Source organism: Acetobacter sp. JWB (assembly GCF_003323795.1).
GTDB classification, from domain to species: domain Bacteria; phylum Pseudomonadota; class Alphaproteobacteria; order Acetobacterales; family Acetobacteraceae; genus Acetobacter; species Acetobacter oryzifermentans.
The window spans coordinates 2,148,024-2,171,434 of record NZ_CP030871.1 but is presented as its reverse complement, the minus strand read 5'-3'; the positions used below and the strand labels follow the sequence as shown (position 1 = coordinate 2,171,434).

The 23,411-nt window shown below is 48.8% G+C and carries 22 protein-coding genes, 1 tRNA gene and 1 pseudogene; 13 read left to right on the top strand and 11 right to left on the bottom strand.

The window, feature by feature from the left end:
- Positions 1–81 precede the first annotated feature (81 nt).
- From DS739_RS10245 to DS739_RS10220, 5 genes are all read left to right on the top strand, one after another.
- Positions 82–654 (top strand): NADPH-dependent FMN reductase, encoded by a 573-nt coding sequence (locus tag DS739_RS10245; protein WP_006117528.1) that lies wholly within the window; start codon positions 82–84, stop codon positions 652–654.
- Positions 655–828: 174 nt separating this feature from the next.
- Entirely contained in the window at positions 829–1,230 is a 402-nt protein-coding gene (locus DS739_RS10240) for a heme-binding protein (protein WP_035350835.1), read from the top strand.
- 24 nt (positions 1,231–1,254) lie between these two features.
- Positions 1,255–2,490 carry an MFS transporter gene (locus DS739_RS10235; protein WP_006117526.1) on the top strand — a complete coding sequence of 412 codons (1,236 nt, stop codon included), beginning with the start codon at positions 1,255–1,257 and terminating at the stop codon, positions 2,488–2,490.
- 479 nt (positions 2,491–2,969) lie between these two features.
- Entirely contained in the window at positions 2,970–4,361 is a 1,392-nt protein-coding gene (locus DS739_RS10230) for an NAD-dependent succinate-semialdehyde dehydrogenase (RefSeq protein WP_006117525.1), read from the top strand.
- Positions 4,362–4,540: 179 nt separating this feature from the next.
- A complete protein-coding gene (locus DS739_RS10220) occupies positions 4,541–5,833 on the top strand; it encodes an NAD(P)/FAD-dependent oxidoreductase (protein WP_006117524.1) in 1,293 nt (430 codons plus the stop codon).
- Here the strand turns inward: DS739_RS10220 and DS739_RS10215 are convergent.
- Complete coding sequence (locus DS739_RS10215) at positions 5,805–6,437, bottom strand: TetR/AcrR family transcriptional regulator (protein WP_006117523.1); 633 nt, start codon at positions 6,435–6,437, stop codon at positions 5,805–5,807. The two genes, DS739_RS10220 and DS739_RS10215, sit on opposite strands and share 29 nt — an antisense overlap.
- A 256-nt stretch (positions 6,438–6,693) precedes the next feature.
- Between DS739_RS10215 and DS739_RS10210 the strand changes: the two genes are divergently transcribed.
- The 3 genes from DS739_RS10210 to nadC all read left to right on the top strand — a co-directional run bounded on the left by DS739_RS10210 (position 6,694) and on the right by nadC (position 9,523).
- The gene (locus DS739_RS10210) at positions 6,694–7,578 is read left to right on the top strand and encodes an NrtR DNA-binding winged helix domain-containing protein (RefSeq protein ID WP_006117522.1); all 885 of its coding nucleotides are present in this window, start codon (positions 6,694–6,696) and stop codon (positions 7,576–7,578) included.
- 80 nt (positions 7,579–7,658) lie between these two features.
- Positions 7,659–8,639: a quinolinate synthase NadA gene (gene nadA / locus DS739_RS10205; RefSeq protein ID WP_006117521.1), complete on the top strand. Its 981-nt coding sequence runs from the start codon at positions 7,659–7,661 to the stop codon at positions 8,637–8,639.
- A gap of 26 nt (positions 8,640–8,665) precedes the next feature.
- Complete coding sequence (nadC, locus tag DS739_RS10200) at positions 8,666–9,523, top strand: carboxylating nicotinate-nucleotide diphosphorylase (protein WP_006117520.1); 858 nt, start codon at positions 8,666–8,668, stop codon at positions 9,521–9,523.
- Between the two features lie 47 nt (positions 9,524–9,570).
- Here the strand turns inward: nadC and DS739_RS10195 are convergent, their stop codons facing one another.
- A complete protein-coding gene (locus tag DS739_RS10195; RefSeq protein WP_035350844.1) occupies positions 9,571–10,575 on the bottom strand; it encodes an alpha-E domain-containing protein in 1,005 nt (334 codons plus the stop codon).
- Positions 10,575–12,053 carry a circularly permuted type 2 ATP-grasp protein gene (locus DS739_RS10190; protein ID WP_006117518.1) on the bottom strand — a complete coding sequence of 493 codons (1,479 nt, stop codon included), beginning with the start codon at positions 12,051–12,053 and terminating at the stop codon, positions 10,575–10,577. The genes DS739_RS10195 and DS739_RS10190 overlap by 1 nt, the downstream gene beginning before the upstream one ends.
- Positions 12,054–12,300: 247 nt before the next feature.
- Between DS739_RS10190 and DS739_RS10185 the strand changes: the two genes are divergently transcribed.
- Together DS739_RS10185 and DS739_RS10180 are read left to right on the top strand one after the other, a co-directional pair.
- Complete coding sequence (locus tag DS739_RS10185; RefSeq protein WP_035350831.1) at positions 12,301–13,137, top strand: transglutaminase family protein; 837 nt, start codon at positions 12,301–12,303, stop codon at positions 13,135–13,137.
- A pseudogene (locus DS739_RS10180) lies at positions 13,134–14,209 on the top strand (putative zinc-binding metallopeptidase). The gene DS739_RS10185 and the pseudogene DS739_RS10180 overlap by 4 nt, the downstream one beginning before the upstream one ends.
- Positions 14,210–14,321: 112 nt before the next feature.
- Here the strand turns inward: DS739_RS10180 and dld are convergent.
- Positions 14,322–16,037, bottom strand: coding sequence for a D-lactate dehydrogenase (gene dld / locus DS739_RS10175; RefSeq protein ID WP_035350829.1), 1,716 nt, complete (start codon positions 16,035–16,037; stop codon positions 14,322–14,324).
- 255 nt (positions 16,038–16,292) lie between these two features.
- On the opposite strand from dld, the gene DS739_RS10170 reads away from it, so the two are divergent.
- From DS739_RS10170 to DS739_RS10160, 3 genes are all read left to right on the top strand, one after another.
- The gene (locus DS739_RS10170; RefSeq protein WP_006117514.1) at positions 16,293–17,744 is read left to right on the top strand and encodes an aldehyde dehydrogenase family protein; all 1,452 of its coding nucleotides are present in this window, start codon (positions 16,293–16,295) and stop codon (positions 17,742–17,744) included.
- A 168-nt stretch (positions 17,745–17,912) separates the two neighbouring features.
- Positions 17,913–18,674, top strand: a complete 762-nt coding sequence (locus DS739_RS10165) for a glucose 1-dehydrogenase (RefSeq protein ID WP_006117513.1) — start codon at positions 17,913–17,915, stop codon at positions 18,672–18,674.
- A gap of 48 nt (positions 18,675–18,722) precedes the next feature.
- Positions 18,723–18,941: a hypothetical protein gene (locus DS739_RS10160; RefSeq protein WP_006117512.1), complete on the top strand. Its 219-nt coding sequence runs from the start codon at positions 18,723–18,725 to the stop codon at positions 18,939–18,941.
- A 69-nt stretch (positions 18,942–19,010) separates the two neighbouring features.
- Here DS739_RS10160 and DS739_RS10155 read toward each other — a convergent pair whose 3' ends face one another.
- The 7 genes from DS739_RS10155 to hisD form a co-directional block, all read right to left on the bottom strand.
- The gene (locus DS739_RS10155) at positions 19,011–19,481 is read right to left on the bottom strand and encodes a cytochrome c (RefSeq protein ID WP_006117511.1); all 471 of its coding nucleotides are present in this window, start codon (positions 19,479–19,481) and stop codon (positions 19,011–19,013) included.
- Between the two features lie 288 nt (positions 19,482–19,769).
- Positions 19,770–19,845: transfer RNA gene (locus tag DS739_RS10150), tRNA-Phe, on the bottom strand.
- A gap of 55 nt (positions 19,846–19,900) precedes the next feature.
- Positions 19,901–20,086, bottom strand: a complete 186-nt coding sequence (locus DS739_RS10145) for a DNA gyrase inhibitor YacG (RefSeq protein ID WP_006117510.1) — start codon at positions 20,084–20,086, stop codon at positions 19,901–19,903.
- Positions 20,083–21,168, bottom strand: a complete 1,086-nt coding sequence (locus tag DS739_RS10140) for a ribonuclease E/G (protein ID WP_006117509.1) — start codon at positions 21,166–21,168, stop codon at positions 20,083–20,085. The genes DS739_RS10145 and DS739_RS10140 overlap by 4 nt, the downstream gene beginning before the upstream one ends.
- Positions 21,165–21,797: a nucleoside triphosphate pyrophosphatase gene (locus tag DS739_RS10135; RefSeq protein WP_006117508.1), complete on the bottom strand. Its 633-nt coding sequence runs from the start codon at positions 21,795–21,797 to the stop codon at positions 21,165–21,167. Before DS739_RS10135 ends, DS739_RS10140 begins: the two co-directional genes overlap by 4 nt.
- A gap of 4 nt (positions 21,798–21,801) precedes the next feature.
- Positions 21,802–22,020 (bottom strand): translation initiation factor IF-1, encoded by a 219-nt coding sequence (infA, locus tag DS739_RS10130; RefSeq protein ID WP_003623225.1) that lies wholly within the window; start codon positions 22,018–22,020, stop codon positions 21,802–21,804.
- A 74-nt stretch (positions 22,021–22,094) separates the two neighbouring features.
- Positions 22,095–23,408 (bottom strand): histidinol dehydrogenase, encoded by a 1,314-nt coding sequence (gene hisD / locus DS739_RS10125; RefSeq protein ID WP_006117507.1) that lies wholly within the window; start codon positions 23,406–23,408, stop codon positions 22,095–22,097.
- Positions 23,409–23,411 lie beyond the last annotated feature (3 nt).

The window sequence follows — 23,411 nt, the reverse complement described above, 5'->3', positions numbered from 1 at the left end:
CGCAACGATCATGCAGCTTGCACGTCATGTCAGCCATGACAGGCTATTTTTTCAATAAACACTTCAAGGCAGGACAGAAGCATGACACAGGAAAAAGAACATCTACATTTTGTAACTGTATTGGGGAGCCTGCGTAAGGCATCTTATAATAGTATTGTGGCGCGCACGTTACCTGCATTGGCTCCAGATGGAATAACTATTTCAGCGCTTGGTTCTATCGCTGATTTTCCGCATTATAATCAGGATGTGCAGGAGCAGGGTTTTCCTGTTTCTGTGCTGACAATGGGGGAGCAGATCAGGGCAGCAGATGGCGTTATTATTGTAACGCCAGAATATAATTATTCCGTGCCGGGTGTGCTTAAAAATGCGCTTGATTGGCTTTCTCGCCTCATGCCGCAACCGTTTGCGCGCAAACCCGTCGCGCTGCAAACAGTCTCACCAGGCATGATTGGTGGTGCCCGTGCGCAGTATCACATACGCCAGAGCATGGTGTTTATGGATGCCCTTGTGTTGAATAGGCCGGAAGTGATGATCGGCCAGGCAGCGGATAAATTTGATACAGATAAGCTGGAACTGACAGACGAGAAAACACGTGCTTTTCTCACGCGCCAGATACAGGCCTTGGCAGATCTGGCACGCAGAGAACAAAAATAGACTATCTGGGGATTTGTGAGGCTAAAGATAAAAATTAATAAGGGCCTCACGCTTCATTTATAATAAGAATATGTTCCTTATCGTTAAATAAATGTGTTTTGTGTATAATTTCTCTTTCATTTAAGAGCGAGATGAGTAGTCTGCGCGCTTTTCTTCGTGCAGGAGTTCTGTTTCATGAAGCTTTCTTTGGCTTTATCTATGCTAGATGCTGCCTTGGCAGAGGCGCGTCGGCTTGAAGTAAGCGTATGTGTGTCCATTGTGGATGCCGCAGCATGGCCAGTGGTTTTTGCTCGGATGGATGCGGCACCTTTAGGTGTGGTTGATGTGAGCCAAAAAAAGGCGCGCACAGCAGCTTTGTTCCAGATGGACAGTGCGGACTTTGCCGCAAAAGGCCGCCCGGATGGTGAGGCCTATACGCTGGAGAATACAAACGGCGGTTTAACCAGCTTTGGCGGTGGGCTGGTGATTAAAGCCGCAGATGGCTCTTTTTTAGGTGCCATAGGTGTTTCTGGTGCCAAAACAGAAGATGATATTGCAATTGCCCGTGTTGCAATGAAACAGGCCGTAAAGAACTGAAATTTCTTATTTTTGAGTTTTTAAATGACAACTGCTCCTCAGCCTCCTCCCGTACCGACCTCGTTTATTGAGCCGCCTCATGGGCGTGCTGCCGCTTTATTCATTCTTACTTTCGGCACTTTTGTTGTTGGAACAGGTGAATTTGCCATTATGGGCATGCTGCCAGAATTTGCTCGTTCCTTACATCTGTCTGCGGCAGATGCAGGATATGCCATTACGGCATATGCTCTGGGCGTGGTAATTGGCGCACCGCTTATTACCATTCTGGGCGCGCGCCTTTCCCGTCGGGAACTGCTTCTTTCTTTATTGGTGTTGTTTTGTTTCGGGAATTTCCTAAGCATCTGCATGCCCACGCCAGAGTTGGTTGAAGTTGCACGGTTTATTACCGGCCTGCCGCATGGGGCATTGTTTGGTATTTCTGCGCTTGTTGCGGCTTCAATGGTAGAGCGCTCTCGCCGTGGGTGGGCTGTGGGGCGGGTTCTGTCTGGCATTGCCATTTCTACTCTGGTAGGCGCACCGTTTTCTACATTTGCAGCGGATCATTTCGGCTGGCGTGTGGCGTACCTTATTATTGGTCTGTTTGGTTGTATTACCTTTTTGGGGGTATGGCGCTATATCCCAGCAGACCAGCCCAACCGCAAAAACTCACCACTTAAAGAAGTTGCTGCTATGGGTAACACTCAGGTTTTGCTTACGTTGCTGGCAGCCGCTATTGGCTTTGGCGGCATGTTTGCCATTTATACCTATCTTACCAGTATCTTGCAGAATGTAACCCATGTGCCGGAATGGTCTGTCATGCTTTACATGGTTATTTGGGGCATGGGCATGCTGGTTGGAGCAAATGCAGGTGCGTGGCTTGTAGATCGTAAATTGGATCTGGCTGCAATTCTGGCGCTTGGTGGCAGTGCTGTTGTTATGCTGGGTTTTTCTACGGTGTTACATCAGCCGTTGCTTTTGGCGCTTGCTGTCTTTCTTATCCCTACATTTGTAAATGGCTTGGGGCCAGCCTTGCAAACACGTTTGATGGATTTTGCAGGGGATGCCCAAACTTTGGCGGCTTCCCTCAACCACTCTGCGTTTAATATTGCTAATGCATTAGGGGCAGCATTGGGCAGTATGCTGCTGGCGCATCAGTTTGGATATTCTGCGCTAGGCATTGGTGGGGCTATTCTTTCAGCAGGTGGCCTGGTTGTGTATTTGCTGGCAATTCTGGTGTTGCGCCGGAGCGGGCAGAAGGAAATCAGGCAACCTATTTCCTGAATAGGAATGCTAGAGTGTTATAACAAATAAGGTTTTAACGCTTTATACTCTTGTTCTACATTGAGTTCTGCAGAACGCTTTAAGCTGGAAGGCTCATATGTCTTCCAGCTTTTTTGTATCTATTGTGTGCCAACAGGCATGGAGTTGGGCAGGGGAGAGAGCCTGCTTAAGCTGGATTTATACGAACCCACCATAAATAGGATAAGAGTTATAAGACGACTGGTCTAATTATAAATTGACTTCATCTATATCCATTCATATACAGATAACCAGAACAGGCCATACAGATTCGGTAGGAATATTTCCAGTTTGTATATGGATTTTTGCCATCAGGAGTTTTCCTGCCCGATAAAAGTTGACCGGTCTATTTTTTGGATGAGGGAAACGATGCCACACATTGGAGCATTCTGCTCTGCCGGGTGCATGCCGCATTTGCGGGCTCGTTCTGCTTTTTCCATTTCACTGTTCACGAGGTAAAAATGGCGTACGCGACAACCAATCCCTACACCGGGGAAGTTCTTGCTAATTTTCCTGAAGCTACAGATCAGGAAGTCCAGACCGCACTGTCCGAAGCTCATGCCGCTTTTGAAAAATGGCGTGATACCTCCTTTGCTGAACGCGCTCGTATTATGAATGCCGCAGCTGCCATTCTGCGTCGTGATGTTGATAAGTATGCTCGTCTGGGCACGCTGGAAATGGGCAAGCTGTTTGCAGAGTCCAAAGCAGAAGTTATTCTTTCTGCTGAAATTTTCGAATACTATGCAAAATATGCAGAAGAACTTCTGAAGCCGGAATCTCTGCCGGTTGCTGATCCGGCAGAAGGTAAGGCTGTTCTGGTGCACGAACCTCTTGGTATCGTGCTGGCAATTGAGCCATGGAACTTCCCATTCTATCAGGTTGTCCGCATTATTGCGCCGCAGCTTTCTGCTGGTAACGCTGTTCTGCTTAAGCACGCTTCCAACCTGCCGCAGTGCGCTGCTGCTTGTGAAGAGCTGATGAACGAAGCTGGCCTGCCAAAAGGTCTGTTCCGTAACCTTTATACAGCACGTCGCCATACGGAAGTTATCCTGAACGATCCCCGCGTTTGCGGTGTGGCTCTGACAGGTTCTGAAGGCGCAGGCACCATTATTGCTGGTGTTGCAGGTAAAGCCCTGAAAAAGGCTACCATGGAACTGGGCGGTGCAGACGCCTTTATTGTTCTGGATGACGCTGACGTAGAAAAAGCAGCTAAATGGGCTGTTATTGGCCGCCATTGGAATGCTGGTCAGGTGTGTGTATCTGCCAAGCGTCTGATTGTTGCTGATGCAGTTTATGATCGTTTTCTGGAACTGTACAAAAAAGGTGTTTCCGAGCTGAAAGCTGGTGATCCGATGGATCCTTCCACAACGCTGGCACCGGTGTGCTCCAAAGGCGCTATGGATGATCTGCACCGCCAGGTGACGGAAGCCATCAAGCACGGCGCAAAGGTTGAAGTGATTGGGCCAGAAGTGCCCGGTAAAGGCGCTTTCTTCCGTCCGCTGCTGATGACCGGTCTGGATGGCAACAACGAAGCCCGCCATTGGGAATTCTTTGGCCCGGTAACGCAGTTGTATCGTGCAAAAGACGAAAACGATGCAATCCGTATCGCCAATGATTCACCTTATGGTCTGGGTGGTGCTGTCTTCACCAAAGACGAAGCACGTGGCGCACGTGTGGCCGCAAAAATTCGCACAGGCATGGTGTTCATCAACCATCCGCTGGTGCCTAAGGCAGATCTGCCCTTCGGTGGTATTAAAAACTCCGGTTATGGGCGTGAACTGATTGGTCTTGGTATCAAAGAGTTTGTGAACCACAAGCTGATCAACACGGTCGATATTGACGCACCGTTCTGATCATACTGTTAGCGGGTACCTGTAAAGGTGCCCGCTTGCACAGAATACGCATAGTATAAGAAATATAAGTAAATAGAATTATATAGTGTAGTAATAAAATAATTATTTTTAATAAAAATATTCATTCAAAAACATAACGTTATCTCCCGCTTACTTCCTGAAAGAGGCATGTAAATCTGATGTCGTCCAAGTCTGAAATTCTTATTGTCGGTGGCGGAGTGGCAGGACTTGCCCTTGCAACGCGTCTGGGTAAAACACTTGGCCGGCACGGAAAAGCACGTATCACACTTATTGATAAAAGCTTTTCACACGTATGGAAGCCCATGCTGCATTGCTTTGCTGCTGGCACAGTACAGAATGAAAACGACCGCATCAGTTTTATGGCTCAGGCCAGCAGCCATAATTTTGAATTCTGGCCGGGTGAAGTTGTCTCTATTGATAGAGATAAGCGGGAAGTTGTTTTAAGCCCCTTACATGCATCAGATGGCAGCAAGGTTCTGGATAGCCGAACCATGACATATGATGCCATTGTCCTGTCTATCGGAAGCCGCGCCAATGATTTTGGCACGCCCGGTGTGCTGGAAAACTGTCTGTTTATTGATAACCTTGTTGAAGCAAATGCTTTTAATGAAAAGTTCAGAATGGAAATTCTGAAGTCATTTGCTGATAATTCTGAATTGGATATTGCTATTGTTGGGGGCGGTGCCACAGGCACCCAACTTGCCGCTGAACTTCATAAATCTCTCGAAATTGTTGACCCAGTAAGCTTGCATGCTTTCGGTAAGGCACCGCCAAAACTCAGCATTACGCTGTTGCAGTCTGGCGCCCGTATCCTGCCTGCTTTTCCGGAATCTGTTTCAATGGCTGCGCAACAGGAACTGGAGCGGATTGGTGTAAATGTGCGCACATCTGCCCGCGTTGCTGCAGCAGATGCTACGGGCTTTACGCTTAAAGATGGCACACACGTACCAGCAACACTGCGGGTATGGGCTGCTGGTGTTAAGGCTCCGGCGGTAACAAAAACCTATGGTGGTCTTTCTCTAAGCCGCTCTGGCCAGATCAACGTAAAATCCAATCTGTGCTCTGTTGATGATGACCGTATTTTTGCAATGGGGGATTGCTCCTATATTGTAGATGATCCGCTACCCGCTACGGCACAGGTTGCCCGTCAGCAGGCGCATCATCTGGCGCAACATCTGCCTGCATGGCTGGAAAGTGGTAAGGAAGTGCCTTCCTGCATTTTCCATAACAAAGGCGCTATTGTTGCACTGGGTAATTACAATGGCTGGGCAGCACTACCGGGTGGCCGGGTTATGGGCGGTGGTATGTTGCACGGGCTTTCTGCACGTATGGGGCATATTATGCTGTATCGTCAGCACCAGATAGAGCTGTTTGGCTGGGTGCGCGGTTTGGCGTCTATCTTTGCTGATATGGTGGAAACCGTTATTCGCCCTTCTGTGCGCTTGGATTAAGTTGATCTGCTGTGCAACCAAGAAGAGTGTGCGAAGTTTGCCATGCTTCATCCAAAGGATGGGATGAATGCGTAATTTTCGTCATCAAGGTTGCACCCAGCCAGAGCTGATAGAGCGATGATGCGAGTTTGTGGGCGGGCAGGGAGGATTGTAGAGATCCGTCCTGCAGCCCAGTTTTAATGACCTGAGAGAGATGAGAAATAACAGAAGCAGTGCCGGTTTCCATAATACGGCGCATGCGTTCTGATATATCAGATACTTCTGCAGCAAGTTTAACGATGAGGCATTTATCTCCAACCAGCCCCTTGATATGGGAGCGGCGCCAGAAATCCAGATAAGAAAATAACTTCTGTGCGCCGTTTTTATCTGGTGTGGAAAAGAGTGCATGAATATTTATTAAATAATCATGCATATAAGAGCGCAGAAGTTCCTCTCCAAATGCCTCTTTAGATGCAAAATAATGGTAAAATGAGCCTTTGGGGATGCCCGCAACTTCCAGAATTTGCGAAAGCCCGACAGCCGAAAATCCGCGCTCAGCAATAAGCGCGCGTGCAGAATCTACAATTTTCTTTTTTGCGATATCATGTTTTGTAGGCGTATTCATGGTCGCGGAAATATCCTGATTTCTTTCAAAAAAGTTTATATGTCTTTTTTAAACGGACATAAATATAGGCCTGATGATGCCAGGCATGAATGATGTAGCTGTATAATATCATGAGACATGTTCATTTGGAAAACATTGTATTGGAAACATTCTCAGGAATATCTGTTCTGGGCTGTAGAATCTTCACGCCCATATGAAAAATGAGTATGCAGATTTCACCTATGATATTTTATTTTTGGTTCATTACTGAGGCTTCATGAAACAGACAGCGTTTTGCAGGGCAGAGCTTGTAGCCGTTCTTTTGAATATCAGAAAAGATACGCCCTGCGTGCTTACGCTGGAAAACGGTCAGGTTTTGCCTTCAGGCCCGTTAACTATGGGCGGCCATTCCTTACAAAAGGAACTATGCCGCTGGGTAGAGCAGCAAACAGGCGTGGTATTGGGGCATACAGAACAGCTTTATACATTTGCAGATACACAGGTGGCCGATAAAAGCCGGTTGGTGCGTATTTCCTACATGGCATTAATCAGTTCTAATGCAGACCAAACAATAGCAGAACGTTCTATATATGATTATTTTCCGTGGGAAGATCGCAGATATCCAGCGGCTCATGCTCTGTTGCAGCATATTCTTGGATTACTGAAAAATTGGGTTGGAAAAAGCATTGCTAAACAGCAAAGATGCGCCAGACTGTTTGGCCTTTCTCCTCACCCATGGAACGATGAGCTGGCTTTGGATCGTTATGAGCTTTTGTGGGAAGCTGGCTTGGTGCGCGAAGCCAAACATTTTAAAGGACAAAGCCAGCTAGGTTTGCAAATGCAGGCAGATTACCGGCGTGTTTTGGCGACAGCCCTTTCACGCGTGCGGGCGAAAATTCGTTATACATCAGTTGTGTTCGATTTGTTGCCAGAAACATTTACATTGCTGCAGCTTCAGCAGGCCATGGAAGCCTTGGCAGGGTGTTGGATGCACAAGCAAAATTTCAGGCGTTTGGTTTTGCAACAAAAGCTGGTGGAAGAAACAGGTGCTTTTGATACGCCTCAGCAAGGGCGGCCTGCAAAGCTGTACCGCTTTCGGCCAGAAGCAGGGCAAAATTGCTATCTGGCTGGCGCCAAATTGCCGCTAACGCCATTGTTATAAAAAGTAGGTTAAAAGCGCTTGTTTTTCCCTTGCGGTACATATACTCAAATTGAGCATATGTACCGCAAGGGAGGGTATTCATGTTGGCGTTCAATATTCCAGACAGGGATACTCTGTATCAGCCTGTGGCTGGCATCATGGCGCGAGATTTGTGGGAAGAGCGTTATGCTGCTGATATTGAGGCCATTATACGCCTTAAAAAGCAGCATAACGCCGTTATTCTTGCACATAACTATCAAACGCCAGAAATATTTCATTGTGTGGCTGATATCCGGGGCGATAGCCTTGCTCTTGCACGTGCCGCACAGAATATAGATGCCGATATTATTCTTATGGCTGGTGTGCATTTTATGGCAGAAACTGCCAAACTATTAAACGCAGAAAAGAAAGTTCTGATTCCGGATGTAGCTGCTGGCTGTTCTTTGGCAGAAGGCATTACAGCCGAGAATGTGCGTTATCTGAAACAGACGTATCCGGGGGTGCCTGTTGTAACCTATGTGAACAGCACAGCCGCGGTTAAGGCCGAAAGCGATATTTGTTGCACTTCAGGCAATGCGCGCAAAGTGGTGGAAAGCCTGAATGTTCCACGTGTTATCATGATTCCAGATGAATTTTTGGCACGCAATATTCAGGCCGAAACCGGAATTGAAATGATAACATGGCCTGCGCATTGTGAGGTTCATGAACGGTTTACCCCGCAGGAAATTCGGCAATATCGGCGTATGCATCCGGGTGTAAAAGTTGTGGCGCATCCTGAATGTCCGCCAGAAGTGGTGGAAGCTGCGGATTATTCAGGCTCCACAGCTCAGATGATTGCATATATTGCAGAAGAAAGTCCCGAAAAAGTTCTTTTGGTAACTGAATGTTCCATGAGCGATAATTTGGCAGCGCAGTATCCAAACACCACTTTTGTGCGCCCATGTAATTTGTGCCCGCATATGAAGCGCATTACATTACCCGCCATCCGTAAGTCTCTGGAAAATTTTGAAGCAGAAGTTGTTATTCCTGAAGCCTTGCAAGAGCGTGCGCGTCTATCTGTTGAGCGCATGTTGCTTGTTTAAGGGATAGGGTAGGAGCGCTTATACATATGTCTTACGCATGTCATTTTCCCAGCTTGTTATGGAAACCTGTTATTCAAGCAGCATTGTTTGAAGATTTGGGGCAGGGCGGAGATGTAACTACACAAGCATTAGCAATGCCTGGGCAGAAAATGCGCGCCGTATTCTGCGCCCGCCATCAGGGGGTTGTTGCAGGGCTTGCGGGCGCACAGCAGGCTTTTGCGCTTTTAGATGAACAGGTGCATTTTCGTGCCTTTAAGCAAGATGGGGATATGCTGGCGATTGGTGATGTGCTGGCTGAAGTAGAAGGTGATGCTCTAACTGTTTTGGCAGGAGAGCGGACAGCCTTGAATATTCTCTCTCATCTTAGCGGTATTGCCAGCCAAACGCGCCAGATGGTGGATGCTGTATCTGGCACAAAAGCTGTTATTTGCTGCACACGCAAAACGCTTCCGGGGTTAAGAGCGTTGCAAAAATATGCCGTAAAGGCAGGCGGAGGTGGCAACCATCGTTTTCGGTTAGATGATGCTATTTTGATCAAGGATAATCATCTGGCTTTGTGTGGTGGGCAAGTTGACGTGGCCTTACAAAGAGCTCGTGCGCGTGCAGGCCACCTTATGAAAATTGAACTGGAAGTAGATACGTTGGAGCAGTTGGAAGCCGCATTGGCTTGTGGCGGTGCTGATGCGTATTTGTTGGATAATATGGATACGGATACTCTGCGCAAAGCTGTTGGCATGATTAATGGCATGGCCATAGTCGAGGCATCAGGTGGTATTACGCAAGAAACAGTGCGTGCTGTTGCTGAAACTGGAGTGGATGTTATTTCCGCAGGTTGGTTGACGCATAGCGTAAAAGCTTTGGATATTGGTCTGGATTACATCTAGTTTTTTCAAAACATATCCAAAAGCTTTTATACTATACGCAAACAGATTCACGCTTGCATCTGACAATCTGCCTGAACCGCCACCACGGAAACGGGAGGCCAGAATTCAGATGCAATTTGTTCCTGCAATTGAGAAAGCTGCTGTTGTATCCAGCTCATATAATCATGCAGGCCACGAATAATAATGTCTTCCGCAGTTTGTTCTGCAAGAGTAACGCGTAGCTCTGCAACACATTCTTGTAGTGCGCTGCAACGTGAACGCAAGCCGGGATAAGAGGCTAAAAGTGCGAGTGTTTCATCCATTAAACGTAAATTAGCGGCTAAGGAGCGGCAGAACCCCTCATTTTTTAGCAAAAATCCTACAATATTTGCAGGCGTAACTGTAACTGGGCGTAAACGGCGGAAGGCATGGTAAGCCGCTGCAGAGCGTAATACGGCTGTCCATTGCGTAATGTCAATTTCAGAACCGGGAGCTTCTCCTTGGGGCAGCAGCATATGGTAGCGAATATCTACCAGGCGCGTAATCTGGTCACATCGTTCAAGCGTTTTGCCCAATTTATAAAAGAGCCATGCCTGATCACGGTAAAGCGTGCCTTCCGTAACGCCAAAATGGGCTTGGCAGTCCTGCTTGATACGAGTGCACAGGTTTGAGAGACTGTTTTGATAAATATCCTTTTCTTTCAGATCCAGAACCCAGCGTGTGAAGACATTGAGCTGTGCCCACATTTCAATAGAAACAAGGGGCCGAACAGCACGCGCATTTTCACGTATGGCATGGGCGGTTGCACAGATAGATGCCGGATTTGCCTGTTCAGTCAGATAAAAATTGGCTACGGCATCTGCATCGCCTGATGGATGTAAGGCAAGGAAGGTCTGTTCATCCGAGTTAATTTGCACAATAGAATGCCATGCAATTTGCCCATTGGCATCGCGCACAAATGTTTCTGTCACTTCTAGTAGGCGGGCTAGATTTTCTGTGCGTTCCATATAACGCGCCAGCCACATCATACATTCTGCATAGCGAGAGAGCAGATGGCCCTGTGTTTCGTTCATCATGATGCCATTACCCACGTATCTTTAGAGCCACCACCCTGAGATGAATTGACCACCAGAGACCCCTTGCGGAGCGCCACACGAGCGAGACCTCCGGGCAAAACCCACACAGAACGGCCTGTTAAGGCAAAAGGACGGAGGTCCACATGCCGGGCTTCCACACCATCTGGGCAGAGTGTTGGGGTAACAGATAGATTGATAACGGGCTGGCTGATATAGTTTGCAGGATCAGCCAGTAATTTTTCTCTAAAATCAGCCAGTTCTTTCTGGCTGGCGTGTGGGCCAATCAACAGGCCATAACCCCCTGATTCTCCAACAGGTTTGATAACAAGCTTGTTCATATGCGCTAACGTATAAGCAAGGCCGTCTGGTTCTGCACAGATATGGGTTTCCACACTTTGCAGAATAGGATCCTGCCCTAAATAGTAACGAATAATGCGCGGCATATAAGCATATACGGCTTTATCATCGGCAACACCTGTGCCCAAGGCATTGGCAAGTGTAACGTTGCCGCGCCGATACGCTTCTACTAGCCCGGGAACCCCAAGAAGGCTGTTTGGGTTAAAGGCCAGCGGGTCCAGAAAATCATCATTCAAGCGACGGTAAATAGCATGCACAGCACGGGGGCCGTTGACTGTGCGCATAAATACCCGATGATTTTCAACAAACAGATCTTTCCCTTCCACAAGGGGTACGCCCATCTCGCGGGAGAGAAAAACATGCTCAAAATAAGCAGAATTATAAATGCCGGGTGAAAGAAGAACGACTTGTGGATCAGCAATTCCTTCTGGTGCCACTTCACAGAGGGTTTGATGTAAGCGCAGGCCATATTCTTCCACTGAGCGAATGGGCAGACCAGAGGCCAGATCTGGCATAAGGCGCAGCATCATGTGTCTGTTTTCAATAACGTAGGACACGCCGGAGGGCGTGCGGGCATTATCTTCCAGAATCAGAAACTGGCCGTTATCATCCCGTATCAGGTCTGTGCCGTTGATATGCACATAAACGCCGCCGGGAACATCTACGCCCACCATGGCATCACAGTAATTGGGGTTATTCAGCACCAGTTCGGCAGGCAATATGCCATCACGCAGGATATTTCGATCATGGTAAATATCATGCAGAAACAGATTGATAGCCTGAATACGCTGTTGCACACCTCGCTCTACGTGATCCCATTCCTGCGCGGTAATAACACGAGGTATGGCATCAAACGGCAAAATACGATCAATGGCTTCCTTATCTGAATACACAGTAAAGGTAATGCCCATGCGGTAGAGTTGAGCCTCAGCAGCTTGGGTTCTACGGCGTAATTCTGGCAGGCTAAGTGCTGCAAGCCGGTCTTTTACGCACTGTAGGACGGGGGGCGTTGGGTCACGCCGATTCATCAACTCACAAAAAAAATCTGGGATATGGTAGTTGTCCAGAAGCCCTAAGGAAGCAGCCTGAGGGGGAGCATGCAGGGCTGTTGGTATCATAGTTTCTCTCCCGTCAGGCTGGCGGCCAGTGTGGCCTCAACTTGTTTCACTACCGAATTAACTGAACAGGTTTCCAGAGGTTTGCCAAGTCTAAAATAGCAGCTAGTTAAGCAAGTTTTTGATTGTGTTGGATATGTATTGCATGTGCGTGCCATGCTGCTATGGTTTTACGCTACAAGCACGTGTTCTTGTTAAACGAGGTAACACTGCTTGCCATGAATAAGATAAAAGACAAGGTTAGGGTTTGATGAGTTCTCACGTTATGCTGACACATCGAACCTGTTACCGGTATGATAGGCCTGTCAGCATGGGGCCACAAACAATTCGGTTACGCCCTACGTTGCATTCTCGTACACCTGTGCTCTCCTATAACTTGCATGTGCAACCAACTGAGTGCTTGGTAAAATGGACACAGGATGCATTGGGTAATCAGATTGCTTGCGTTGAATGTGCAGATCAGGTGACGCACTTTGATATTGAAGTTGCGCTCATGCTTGATCTTACGCCGTATGACCCTCTTGCTGATGCGGCCACATGCCCTGAACTTTTGGATGAGGAAGAAGCGGTAACATCGCAGTACATGAGTAAGAACATGCGCTCACTCATCAGAGCACGCCAAGTAACGATTGCGCAAGATCCGCTGGATAAAATCAAGGCACTTAATCAAGTTGTTGCACAGCGGATCCAATACCAACGGCGTATGGAGCCGGGAGTTTGGACAGCAGAGGAAACATTGCAGCGCGCAAGCGGTTCTTGCCGAGATAGCGCATGGTTGCTGGTAAGTGCTGCGCGTCACCTTGGGTTTTCGGCCCGTTTTGTTTCAGGTTATCTTATTCAGGAAGAATGCAAGGAGGGTAAGCTTACAACGCTGAATGGTGATTTGCACGCTTGGGCGCAAGTTCTTATACCGCAAAAGGGCTGGATTGGGTTTGATACCACATCTGGCTTTCTGGCAGGGGCTGGGCATATTCCGTTAGCAGTTGCAAATAGGCCGCAGGATGCCGCACCAGTTTCTGGCGTGCTGGATTGTTGTAAGGCCGTGTTTGATGTGTTCATGCAAGTGCAGCACTTACCCCGACAATGAAACGGTTTTCCTGCCAATCCTGCAATCATCTGGTGGGGTTTGAAGCAACGCAATGTCATTATTGCGGTGTTACTGTAGGGTATTTACCAGAGTTTGCAACCATGACTGCACTGGAACCACAGGCAGATGGCACATGGTTACCTTTGGAAAAAAAGGCTAGAGGGCAAGCGCGGGCTTTTTGTATCAATCACGCCTATGGGGTGTGTAACTGGCTGACATTGGCAGCCGATAATGGTGCAAATTCTGGGTTTTGTGTTGCCTGCCAATTTAACCGTATGATCCCTAACCTGAATGTTCCGGAAAATAAAAACCGTTGGTACAAATTGGAAGTTGCAAAACACAGAATGTTTTACACAATTCTGCGGTTGAAACTTCCGTTTAAAAACCGGCGGCAGGACCCGGAAAACGGATTGGCATTTGATTTTCTGGATGATGCGGCAGATGGTTCAGTTGCTATAATGACAGGCCATAACAATGGTATTATCACAATTGCAACCAAGGAAGCAGATGATGCTTACCGTGAGAAAATGCGTATTGAAATGGGAGAGTATTATCGCACTCTCCTAGGGCATTTTCGCCATGAAATTGGGCATTATTACTGGAATATTCTAGTAAGAGACGGCGAAAAACTAGAAGCCTGCCGCGCTGTATTTGGGGATGATAGTGCAGATTATCAGGCTGCATTACAAACCTATTATGCGCAATCTCCCCCACAGAACTGGCGCGAGAATTTTGTAAGCTTTTATGCGACATCTCACCCATGGGAAGATTTTGCAGAAACATGGGCGCATTACTTCCATATTATTTCTACACTAGAAACGGCTTTGGCTTACGATATGACAGTAAGCGACACAGTAGGGGGAGATGCGCTTCTTTCCCCCATGGAAACCCTTATACATCCATGCCTTTTGAAGAAATTATTAACGCATGGGTTCCATTAACTTATGCGGTCAATAATTTGAATCGTTCCATGGGATTGCCAGATTTTTACCCCTTTACGTTAACGCATGGCGTTGTGCGCAAACTGCATTTTATTCATAATCTTATTCGAAATGTGCAGAATAAATCATAGACTCTTATTTTTTAGAATATTTGATGTGTATGCAAAATAAAACCCGATGTAGCCAAAAGTGCTACATCGGGTTTTTAGTATTGTAATATGCTAGACTAACAGAAGTTTACGATTATACGCTTTCTGCCAGCCAGTTTTTGCGTTTTGTAGCTTGGCCAATACCGGGGTTCATGCAGTTGCATGGGTCAAGCTGCTGATAGTGGTCCAGCATGTTTTGCGGAGCCTTATATAGGTGGCCCACATTATGTTCTGCCGGATAGCGTGCCCCACGAGCATCCAAGCCGGGAAGCATTTCATGTTCAACCGCTATGGCATTGTAACCCTTCTTCACCACGTAATCCTGATGCATGACATGGCAGAGGAAGTGGCCGTAATAGAGCTTAACAATCAGTTTGTTTTCAATATCCTGCGGTAGTTTTTCAAACCATTCGCGGTCATTCCGGCGGAGGGCAACGTCTAGCGCTACAATATCTTCTGCTTCCTTATGGTGCACAGCGCGGTATCTAACAGCCGCACCAGCCGCAGCAAAACGATGCAGGAAGGCAAGCTTGCCTTCTTCTGGCGTGCATTCAAAATATTCGCCAGTTACGCTGCCAAAATATGTTTGCAAATATTGGCGCATAGGCCCAGCCAAATCGTGCGAGACTTTAAGCATGAGATGATGTTCAAACTTGTCCCGATAATCCAGCATCCGCTTAGGTAGCTGACGTGGCAGCAGGTAGCTGAGAGCCTGCATGATTCGGTCACTTAGATGATCGGGCAGGAAACCAAGTTTTTTGGAAAAAATGTCAAACTTTGATTTCATGGCGAACATTTTTGGCAAAAACTTGGTGCCAAAATAGCGGATAACTGCAAAGGTATCCTTGCCGTATTTTTCAGCAATATTAAACGCATCACGGTGGATATACTCACCGCAAATTGGCAGTTCATTAAATGCTGTCAGCACATGGCGGCGCAGGTTTTCCAGTTCGTCTGTATTGTTGGTGCCAATATAGAAAACAGACGTATCTTTGTTGGCGGGAAAGGTATCAAGGCGCACAGCAAAGACAACCAGCTTGCCAGCGCAGCCTGCGGCTTCATACCAGCGTGCCGGGTCTGCATTGTAGCGGGCAGGGGTATCGGCATCAATTTCGCGCACATGATTGATATAGTTACCATCGTGCCCTTTGCCGGCGTTCCAATCAATATCTGCTTCTGTAAAGGTGCCGGCTTCCAGCTTCTGCAATATCGCTTCCGGGTCATTCCCCAACTGGATACCCAGATGGTTTACGAGCTGTAGTTTGCCATCCGGTCCGATCTGACCAAACACGGCCATTTCCGTATAAGCAGGGCCACGTTGCACCAATGCGCCACCAGAGTTGTTGCTCACGCCGCCCAGAACGGAGGCACCAATACAGGAGGAACCAATAACAGAATGCGGCTCCCGCCCAATGGCCGCCAGTTTGCTTTCCAGTTCGTAAAGTGTGGCGCCGGGTAGGCATACAACCTGCTTGCCGTTACCGATCAGGTGGGATTTATCTAGCCGTAGCGTGCTAATAAGTACGATATCGCGGTCATAATTATTGCCATCAGGGGTAGAGCCGCCCGTCAGACCAGTATTGGCGGCCTGCATGATAATAATTTTGCCAGCATTTACGCAGGCCTGCGCAACGCGCCAAAGCTCGATAAGTGAGCCCGGCTGAACAACAGCAAGCACCTTACCCGCACCAAAGCGAAAGCCATGAGTAAAGCGGTATGTGCTGTCTTCTCCGGTCAGGACATGGTGCTGGCCAGCTATATTCTTCAACTGTTCAAGCAGTTGCTTGTTGTTTTCTGCGGCGGTTGTCACGCATAAATCCTTTCTACGGCAGCCGGAGGTTCTATTTTCAGATACCGGCAAGAGTATAACGTAAGGTTGTTTTCACGAGTGCACCTGATATTGCGCTGTGAATAACAAATGGCAAGAAACATGTCATAGACAAGCAAGAAAGTCTTTGGTTACCGTCGTTTCTGGTAACGCATGGCTGTTATAACATGTTGGGGCGCGTTTGTCGTATTATCTTGAAACACCCACGGATCTGGCAGTTATTGGGAGGGTGATCAAATGAATTGTTTGGGAAACTCAGAAAGATTTTTTATCAACGGGCAGTGGGTTTTGCCTTCTGCGCAAGCTCAAAAAGACATTATCAACCCAGCGACAGAACAGCCATGTGGCCGTATTGCATTGGCACACGCGCAGGACGTGAATCGAGCTGTTGAGGCCGCTTATGCGGCATTCGGGGCATGGAGCGCCACAACACGTGCAGAGCGGTTACAGATTCTGGGCCGTATTCCATCTATCTATCAGCGCAGGGCAGAAGATATGGCGCAGGCAATCTCTTTGGAAATGGGTGCGCCCATTTCCCTCGCGCGGGAAAGCCAGACACCAGCAGGCTTGGCGCATATAGAAGAAACTTTAGATGCCTTGCGCCACTACCAGTTTGAAGAATGTGAGGATGATATTCTCATCACTCATGAACCCATAGGCGTTGCGGGGCTGATTACGCCATGGAACTGGCCCATGAACCAGATAGCCTGCAAAGTTATGCCTGCCTTGGCGGCTGGGTGCACTGTTGTGCTCAAACCCAGTGAAATTGCACCTTTATCTGCCATCATATTTACAGAAATCCTGCATGAAGCAGGTGTGCCAACTGGTGTATATAATATGGTGAATGGTGATGGCCCCGTAGCCGGAGAAGCCTTGGCCAGCCATCCGCTGGTGAATGTGGTGTCTTTTACTGGGTCAACGCAGGCGGGTATTGCCGTGGCTCGGGCCGCAGCGCCTACTGTTAAACGTGTTTTGCAGGAACTGGGTGGTAAATCTGCCAATATCATTTTCGCTGATACAGATTTTGCAGATGCAGTAGAGCGGGGCGCTCAGGAGTGTTTTGGAAATTCTGGCCAATCTTGTGATGCACCAACACGTATGCTGGTGCCGCATGATCTGATGGAAAAGGCTATGAATATTGCAGCTAAAGTTGCAGATAGTCTGCGTGTGGGGGACCCAACAGATAATATGACAGAGCTTGGCCCCGTTGTAAGTGCTCCTCAATTTAACCGTATTCAGGCATTGATTGAAAAAGGCACGGCGCAAGGGGCTGTCTTGGCTGCTGGTGGCGTAGGGCGCCCAGAAGGGCTGACGCAAGGCTATTACGTGCGGCCAACTGTGTTTGGGCATGTAACTGCGGATATGGTGATTGCGCAGGAAGAAATCTTTGGCCCGGTTTTGTCCATTATGGGGTATGCGGATGAAGATGATGCCATCAGGCTGGCGAATAGTAATCCATATGGTTTGGCAGCCTATGTGCAGTCTGGCAGCATGGAGCGTGCTCGTAGGGTTGCTCGTAAACTTCGGGCTGGTACCGTTACCCTTAATGGCGCAGCATGGACGGTAAAGGCACCATTTGGTGGGTATGGTCTGTCTGGCAATGGCCGTGAATGCAGCCGTTTTGGAATTGCAGAGTTTCTGGAAACCAAAGCAATTGTTGGATATGGAGCAGATTCAACAAAGCAGTAAAACTTCTTAGAAAGGAACTCTTATAGCCCAGAGGCATTATGCTCTGAGTATAAGTCTGTTTAAATCTTTCCATCATTTGCAAGAATTGATGCAGGTCATGGTTGAGATATCTGATTCAGGCTGGGATCAGCACGCAATGCAACGTAAGGCATAGGTAGGGGAAGTATTATGGCACGTGTAGCAGGCAAGGTTGCCATTGTTTCTGGAGCCGCTAACGGAATAGGCAAGGCTACAGCACAGCTTTTGGCCAAAGAAGGCGCAAAGGTTGTTATTGGTGACTTAAAAGAAGAAGACGGTCAGAAAACCGTTACAGAAATTAAAAATGCAGGTGGTGAAGCTGCATTTGTCAAATTGAATGTAACGGATGAGGCGGCATGGAAAGCCGCTATTGAGCAGACGCTCAAGCTTTATGGGCGGCTGGATATTGCCGTGAATAATGCAGGTATCGCGTATTCTGGTAGTGTAGAAAGCACATCTCTGGAAGATTGGCGGCGTGTTCAGTCCATCAATCTGGATGGCGTATTTCTGGGTACACAGACAGCTATTGAGGCCATGAAGAAGTCTGGTGGCGGTTCCATTGTCAATCTGTCTTCTATTGAAGGATTGATAGGGGATCCAATGTTGGCAGCCTATAACGCCAGTAAAGGCGGAGTAAGGCTGTTTACAAAATCTGCGGCCCTACATTGTGCCAAATCTGGATACAAAATTCGGGTGAATTCAGTGCATCCTGGCTATATCTGGACACCCATGGTGGCCGGTTTAACAAAGGAAGACGCCGCAGCCCGCCAAAAACTGGTTGATCTGCACCCCATTGGCCATCTGGGGGAGCCTAACGATATTGCTTACGGTATTTTGTATCTTGCTTCTGATGAATCCAAGTTTGTTACAGGAAGCGAGCTGGTGATTGATGGTGGATACACCGCGCAATAAACAAGGCGCAAATGGTAGAAGCATGCAGGTGTAAAGGGATGAAATTTCATGTCTGGTAAAAAGCACTTTTCTCCAAGAAGGGAGAAAAAACATGCAACACGTGAGGATCTGATCCTTGGCTTGCTTAACCAGTTTGGTTCTTCTGTAGAAACAGATCGGGATAAATATCTGGATCTCGTATCTGAAATTGCAGAAGCTGTAGACGGACGCAGGACAAAAACTAGCAAGGCAGAAGTTGCTGAAAATAATCCAGACGTTAGTGGTTAAATATTTTTAGAAATTAAAGCGTATTTAAAAGAGCCAGCCATTCTTACAAATGGCTGGCTCTTGGTTTATTTATGGCAGAGGGTGAACAGCGTTCAGCTTTTCACGCTCTTCCAGCACAACACCCGGCTGCAAGGGTGTAGCACGTTCCTTTTTAATATCATCCGCTGTGAAGGTTGGCGTAGAAGCCGCGCCACTCAGGGAGGAAACGTAGGTTAGCAGAGCAGCAATTTCTTCATCAGACATGGATGACATGGAAGGCATGTAACCCATGTAGGAACCACCAGCGGCCTTCAGGCTGCCAGCAAGACCATTCAGCAGTACGTGTGACACGTAGGTTTTGCCTTCAGGAGAAGCCGCAATTTTGTCAATGCGTCCTTTCAGGGGTGGAAATTGCCCTGGAACGCCATCGCCGCTGCTCTGGTGGCACATGGCGCAGTGCGTTGCATAAAGCTGCGCGCCATCCGCCGCTGCATGCGCTGCACCAGAAAAGCCTACGCCTCCGGTAAGAGCTGCTAGCAGAGCGAGAACGGTCTTTTTCATAAAATACTCCTGAAAACTGTTCGATAATGAAACGACTATACACAGATAGCCTATCTTCTCAACCTAAGGGAGCTGAAAGAATATGCTTTCTTTATTTCGAACAATCAGGGCGGAAGAAAGGCTTTATGGCTGCACAGAAGGGATGAACTGACGAGATGGCTGCGCAAAAAGAGAGAGCAGAGCCGATCGCGGCTGTAAATAAGAGAGCGTGGAGCTAAAACCACTAAAGGCGATTACACCAAATTATATCAAACTATTTTTTGGGAGGGGCAATTTGCTGCCGTTTAATGGTGCCCAAGGGCGGGATCGAACCACCGACACTGCGATTTTCAGTCGCATGCTCTACCAACTGAGCTACTTGGGCACCGCAGCCTTGCGGCGTGAGAGAGCATGTATCTCACTCTTTGCAGGAGATCAAGTCACCTTTCGTCATTTCTTTCAGCTTTTTCATCATTTTCGATCAGGACAGGTGCACCGGGAATGCGATAATCGCCAGAAAACCAGCGGCCTAAATCAATATCTGCGCAGCGTTTTGAGCAAAAAGGGCGGAATTCTGCCTGTGCAGGCTTGCCGCATACGGGGCATTTAGCTGGTTTAGAAGTCATGCGTCCTGAACCGTCCAGAAAAAATCAGGCAAAGCAGGATCAGCCTTTAGGGCCAAATGTTTGCCGCGGAGTTGTACACAGTCTGCCACGGCTTGCGGGTCTTGCTCCAGTGCCTGAATAAAGGGGATACTACCACGTAAGATGGTTGCCGTAGGGGCTTGTGCCAAGATGGTTCGGAGTGCCTTAAGCGCATGCCCATGAGGAGAGTTGAGAAGCTCTGGAAGGGAGGGGTGAATGCGCGGGCGCACAATCTCAATCAACCCTAAAGCGCTTACGCCAAGGCAGCGTGGGCGAAGTGGATCTGCCCGCAAAGCCTCTTGCACGACATCTTGCAAAGCCTGACGCTTGCGCATGGCCATACCTGCTGGATCAATAACAATTGCTCCAGAAAGATTGCGCAGGCGGATTTGGTGTAAAAGTTCAGGCAACGCATCACGATTTGCCGCAAACTGTGCAGTCTGCTTGGGGCGGGAGCCCGCAACAGGCGGTGCGTCCATATCAATGGCAATAAGCGCGGGGGTTGGCGTAATGGTTGCCTGCATGTTGCCTGGTAGATCTATACTGCTGTCTTCCAGAGCATGACATGCTGCCATAATTTCTGGCGGTATAGGTATAAACCCGGCTTCTCTTTTTGCGCGTAGGAGCGGGGGCACAAGGGCGGCCGCCTGCGGGGTATCTACGGTAATGATCGCATTTGGCCATTGGGCGGCCAGACGTTCCAGAGGGGTTGGACCGGTGGCTACGAGGCCAACATCCTTACCCTGGGCAGAAGGCTCCAGCATGCGCACACGCACGCCTTTGCCGCCTTGCGCTGCGCGGGAAACGCAAACCGTTATGCTCTGGCCTTCGGTAAGGTGAGAGACTGCTTTCTGGTCGGATAGAAAACCTTGCAGGCCATGCCCCAGATCTACAAATGCTCCCCCCATAAAGGCAGCTTGTGCTGCTACACGTGCAACATAGATATTGCCAACAAGATCGGGGGTGGCTGGCCGCCAAAGTGCGTAATCCAGCAGCGTATCATCTTTGGTAACAGCAAGGCGCATTTCACCCGGAAAGGTGGCAACGCGCAAATAATGCATCACGCCAGCCAGTGTCCGGGTTGCCCGCGTAAAAGCTGGGCTGTTTCAAATAGCGGCAAACCAATAACAGCAGAGCTGCTACCAGATAGAAAACGAATAAAGCCTGCAGCATGGCCTTGCAGGGCATATCCGCCCGCTTTGCCTGCCCAGTCTTCCGCATCTAATAGCGCATTGATCTGATGCGGTGTAAGACGATTAAACGTAACCGCTGTTTCTACCAGTCGCTCTGCTGTTTTACCTTGTGGCCACGCGGAGCTAGGCATAACCGCAACCGATGTTATGACTGTATGCCGTCTGCCAGAAAGGCGTTCCAGACAGAATTGCGCAGTTTCCCGCTTTTCTGCTTTTGGTAGAATACGCCGCCCCAACGTAACCACTGTATCTGCAGCTAGAATTAAGGCCGGTTCAGTAACGGTGGCAGCTACCGCGCGTGCTTTTTCTAACGCCATACGGCGCGCATAAGCACGGGGACGTTCTGTTTTTGCGGGTGTTTCGTCAATATCAGCCGGAATGATGCGGTCAGGCACTACGCCAATCTGGCGCAGCAGCTCTACCCGCCGGGGCGAAGCAGATGCCAGTATAAGGAGAGGTGCCTCTCCTTTAACGGAGTTCTGCTGGCCGGAAACTGTCACGGCTTTATTTGAAGCGGAACGTAATGCGACCCTTGGAAAGGTCGTAAGGTGTCATTTCAACATTCACGCGGTCACCCGCCAGAACGCGAATACGGTTCTTACGCATTTTGCCGCTGGTATGCGCCAGAATAACGTGTTCATTGTCCAGCTTTACGCGGAACATGGCATTAGGCAGCAGTTCAGTTACCGTGCCGCTAAATTCAATCATGTCTTCTTTAGACATTGCATCCTTCGTATGTTTCAGAGCCGTTAAAGGTCAATCTTGGTGAGCAGATATGGGTGAGTGGCAGCCTATGGTCAAGCATTAGGTGTTGAGGCTGCCAGAACATCCAATCTGGCGGAAACGCTAAGTGCGTGGGCTTCCAGCCCTTCGGCCTGAGCCAGCGCCACAGCAGCGGGCCCGATCTGGCGGAGGGCATCCGGGCCGCCAGATAAAAACGTTGTGCGCTTCATGAAGTCAAAAACAGACAGGCCAGAAGCAAAACGCGCGGTGCGGGATGTAGGTAGCACATGGTTGGGGCCGCCTACGTAATCCCCTATGGCTTCGGGGCAGAAACGGCCCAGAAAGGCAGCCCCGGCATGGCGTACATGGGTAAACAAGCTTTCCGGATCATCCACCATCAGTTCAAGATGTTCGGGTGCCAGACGGTTGGCCAGTTCTACGGCTTCCTTCATATTGCGGCTAATCAGCACTGCACCATTACGTGCCCAGCTTTCCCCCGCAATAGCTGAGCGGGACAGTACGCGCAGTTCAGCTTCCACAGCCTGAATAACGGTATCTGCAAATGCTGCATCAGGGGTAATAAGTGTGGCTTGCGCGCATTCATCATGCTCGGCCTGTGCCAGCAGATCCAGCGCAATCAAGCGTGGATTCGTATTCGAATCGGCAATCACCACCACATCAGATGGGCCAGCAATACTGTCTATGCCCACATATCCAAAAACCTGACGTTTGGCTTCGGCCACGTATGCGTTACCCGGGCCAACAATGCGATCCACCGGGCGGATGGTTTGCGTGCCATAGGCCATAGCGCCCACAGCCTGCGCACCGCCAACACGGTAGATTTCTGTTACACCAGCTCGGTGCGCTGCGGCCAGCACCAACGGGTTAATCACCCCATCAGGAGTTGGCACACACATGGCCAAACGCTGCACTCCAGCAACTTTGGCGGGGATGGCGTTCATCAACACGGAAGATGGATATGCTGCTTTGCCACCGGGCACATACAGGCCGACTGCATCTAGCGGAATCCAACGCATGCCCAATGTCATGCCCACATCATCTGTGTAACGGATATCAGAAGGTAGCTGGTTTTTATGAAAGGACTCGATACGCTGCGCGGCAATATCCAGAGCTTCCAGAAGTTCAGGGCTTACTTTTGCGCGTGCCTGCTCGATCTCCTGTGCCGTAAAGGCAAGCTGTTGAGCGGTAAGGGGCAGGCGGTCAAAGCGCTCTGTAAAAGCACAAAGTGCGGCATCACCTTCTTTGCGTACAGCAGCCAGAATATCTGCAACCGGTTTATGAACTTCCTGCCCTTGCTCCTCACGATTGGAAAGAAGAGCGGTAAAGGCGGTTTCAAAATTCGGTTCGCGCGTATCAAGCCGTTTCATGGA

Excerpts from the sequence above, each read along its gene's own strand:
- DS739_RS10235 (WP_006117526.1), top strand. The coding sequence starts at position 1,255 with ATGACAACTGCTCCTCAGCCTCCTCCCGTACCGACCTCGTTTATTGAG.
- DS739_RS10190 (WP_006117518.1), bottom strand. The coding sequence starts at position 12,053 with ATGATACCAACAGCCCTGCATGCTCCCCCTCAGGCTGCTTCCTTAGGG.
- DS739_RS10165 (WP_006117513.1), top strand. The coding sequence starts at position 17,913 with ATGGCACGTGTAGCAGGCAAGGTTGCCATTGTTTCTGGAGCCGCTAAC.
- DS739_RS10170 (WP_006117514.1), top strand. The coding sequence starts at position 16,293 with ATGAATTGTTTGGGAAACTCAGAAAGATTTTTTATCAACGGGCAGTGG.
- DS739_RS10155 (WP_006117511.1), bottom strand. The coding sequence starts at position 19,481 with ATGAAAAAGACCGTTCTCGCTCTGCTAGCAGCTCTTACCGGAGGCGTA.
- DS739_RS10240 (WP_035350835.1), top strand. The coding sequence starts at position 829 with ATGAAGCTTTCTTTGGCTTTATCTATGCTAGATGCTGCCTTGGCAGAG.
- DS739_RS10185 (WP_035350831.1), top strand. The coding sequence starts at position 12,301 with ATGAGTTCTCACGTTATGCTGACACATCGAACCTGTTACCGGTATGAT.
- nadA (WP_006117521.1), top strand. The coding sequence starts at position 7,659 with ATGTTGGCGTTCAATATTCCAGACAGGGATACTCTGTATCAGCCTGTG.
- DS739_RS10215 (WP_006117523.1), bottom strand. The coding sequence starts at position 6,437 with ATGAATACGCCTACAAAACATGATATCGCAAAAAAGAAAATTGTAGAT.
- DS739_RS10245 (WP_006117528.1), top strand. The coding sequence starts at position 82 with ATGACACAGGAAAAAGAACATCTACATTTTGTAACTGTATTGGGGAGC.
- DS739_RS10160 (WP_006117512.1), top strand. The coding sequence starts at position 18,723 with ATGTCTGGTAAAAAGCACTTTTCTCCAAGAAGGGAGAAAAAACATGCA.
- DS739_RS10145 (WP_006117510.1), bottom strand. The coding sequence starts at position 20,086 with ATGACTTCTAAACCAGCTAAATGCCCCGTATGCGGCAAGCCTGCACAG.
- infA (WP_003623225.1), bottom strand. The coding sequence starts at position 22,020 with ATGTCTAAAGAAGACATGATTGAATTTAGCGGCACGGTAACTGAACTG.
- DS739_RS10230 (WP_006117525.1), top strand. The coding sequence starts at position 2,970 with ATGGCGTACGCGACAACCAATCCCTACACCGGGGAAGTTCTTGCTAAT.
- hisD (WP_006117507.1), bottom strand. The coding sequence starts at position 23,408 with ATGAAACGGCTTGATACGCGCGAACCGAATTTTGAAACCGCCTTTACC.
- DS739_RS10210 (WP_006117522.1), top strand. The coding sequence starts at position 6,694 with ATGAAACAGACAGCGTTTTGCAGGGCAGAGCTTGTAGCCGTTCTTTTG.
- DS739_RS10220 (WP_006117524.1), top strand. The coding sequence starts at position 4,541 with ATGTCGTCCAAGTCTGAAATTCTTATTGTCGGTGGCGGAGTGGCAGGA.
- nadC (WP_006117520.1), top strand. The coding sequence starts at position 8,666 with ATGTCTTACGCATGTCATTTTCCCAGCTTGTTATGGAAACCTGTTATT.
- DS739_RS10195 (WP_035350844.1), bottom strand. The coding sequence starts at position 10,575 with ATGAACGAAACACAGGGCCATCTGCTCTCTCGCTATGCAGAATGTATG.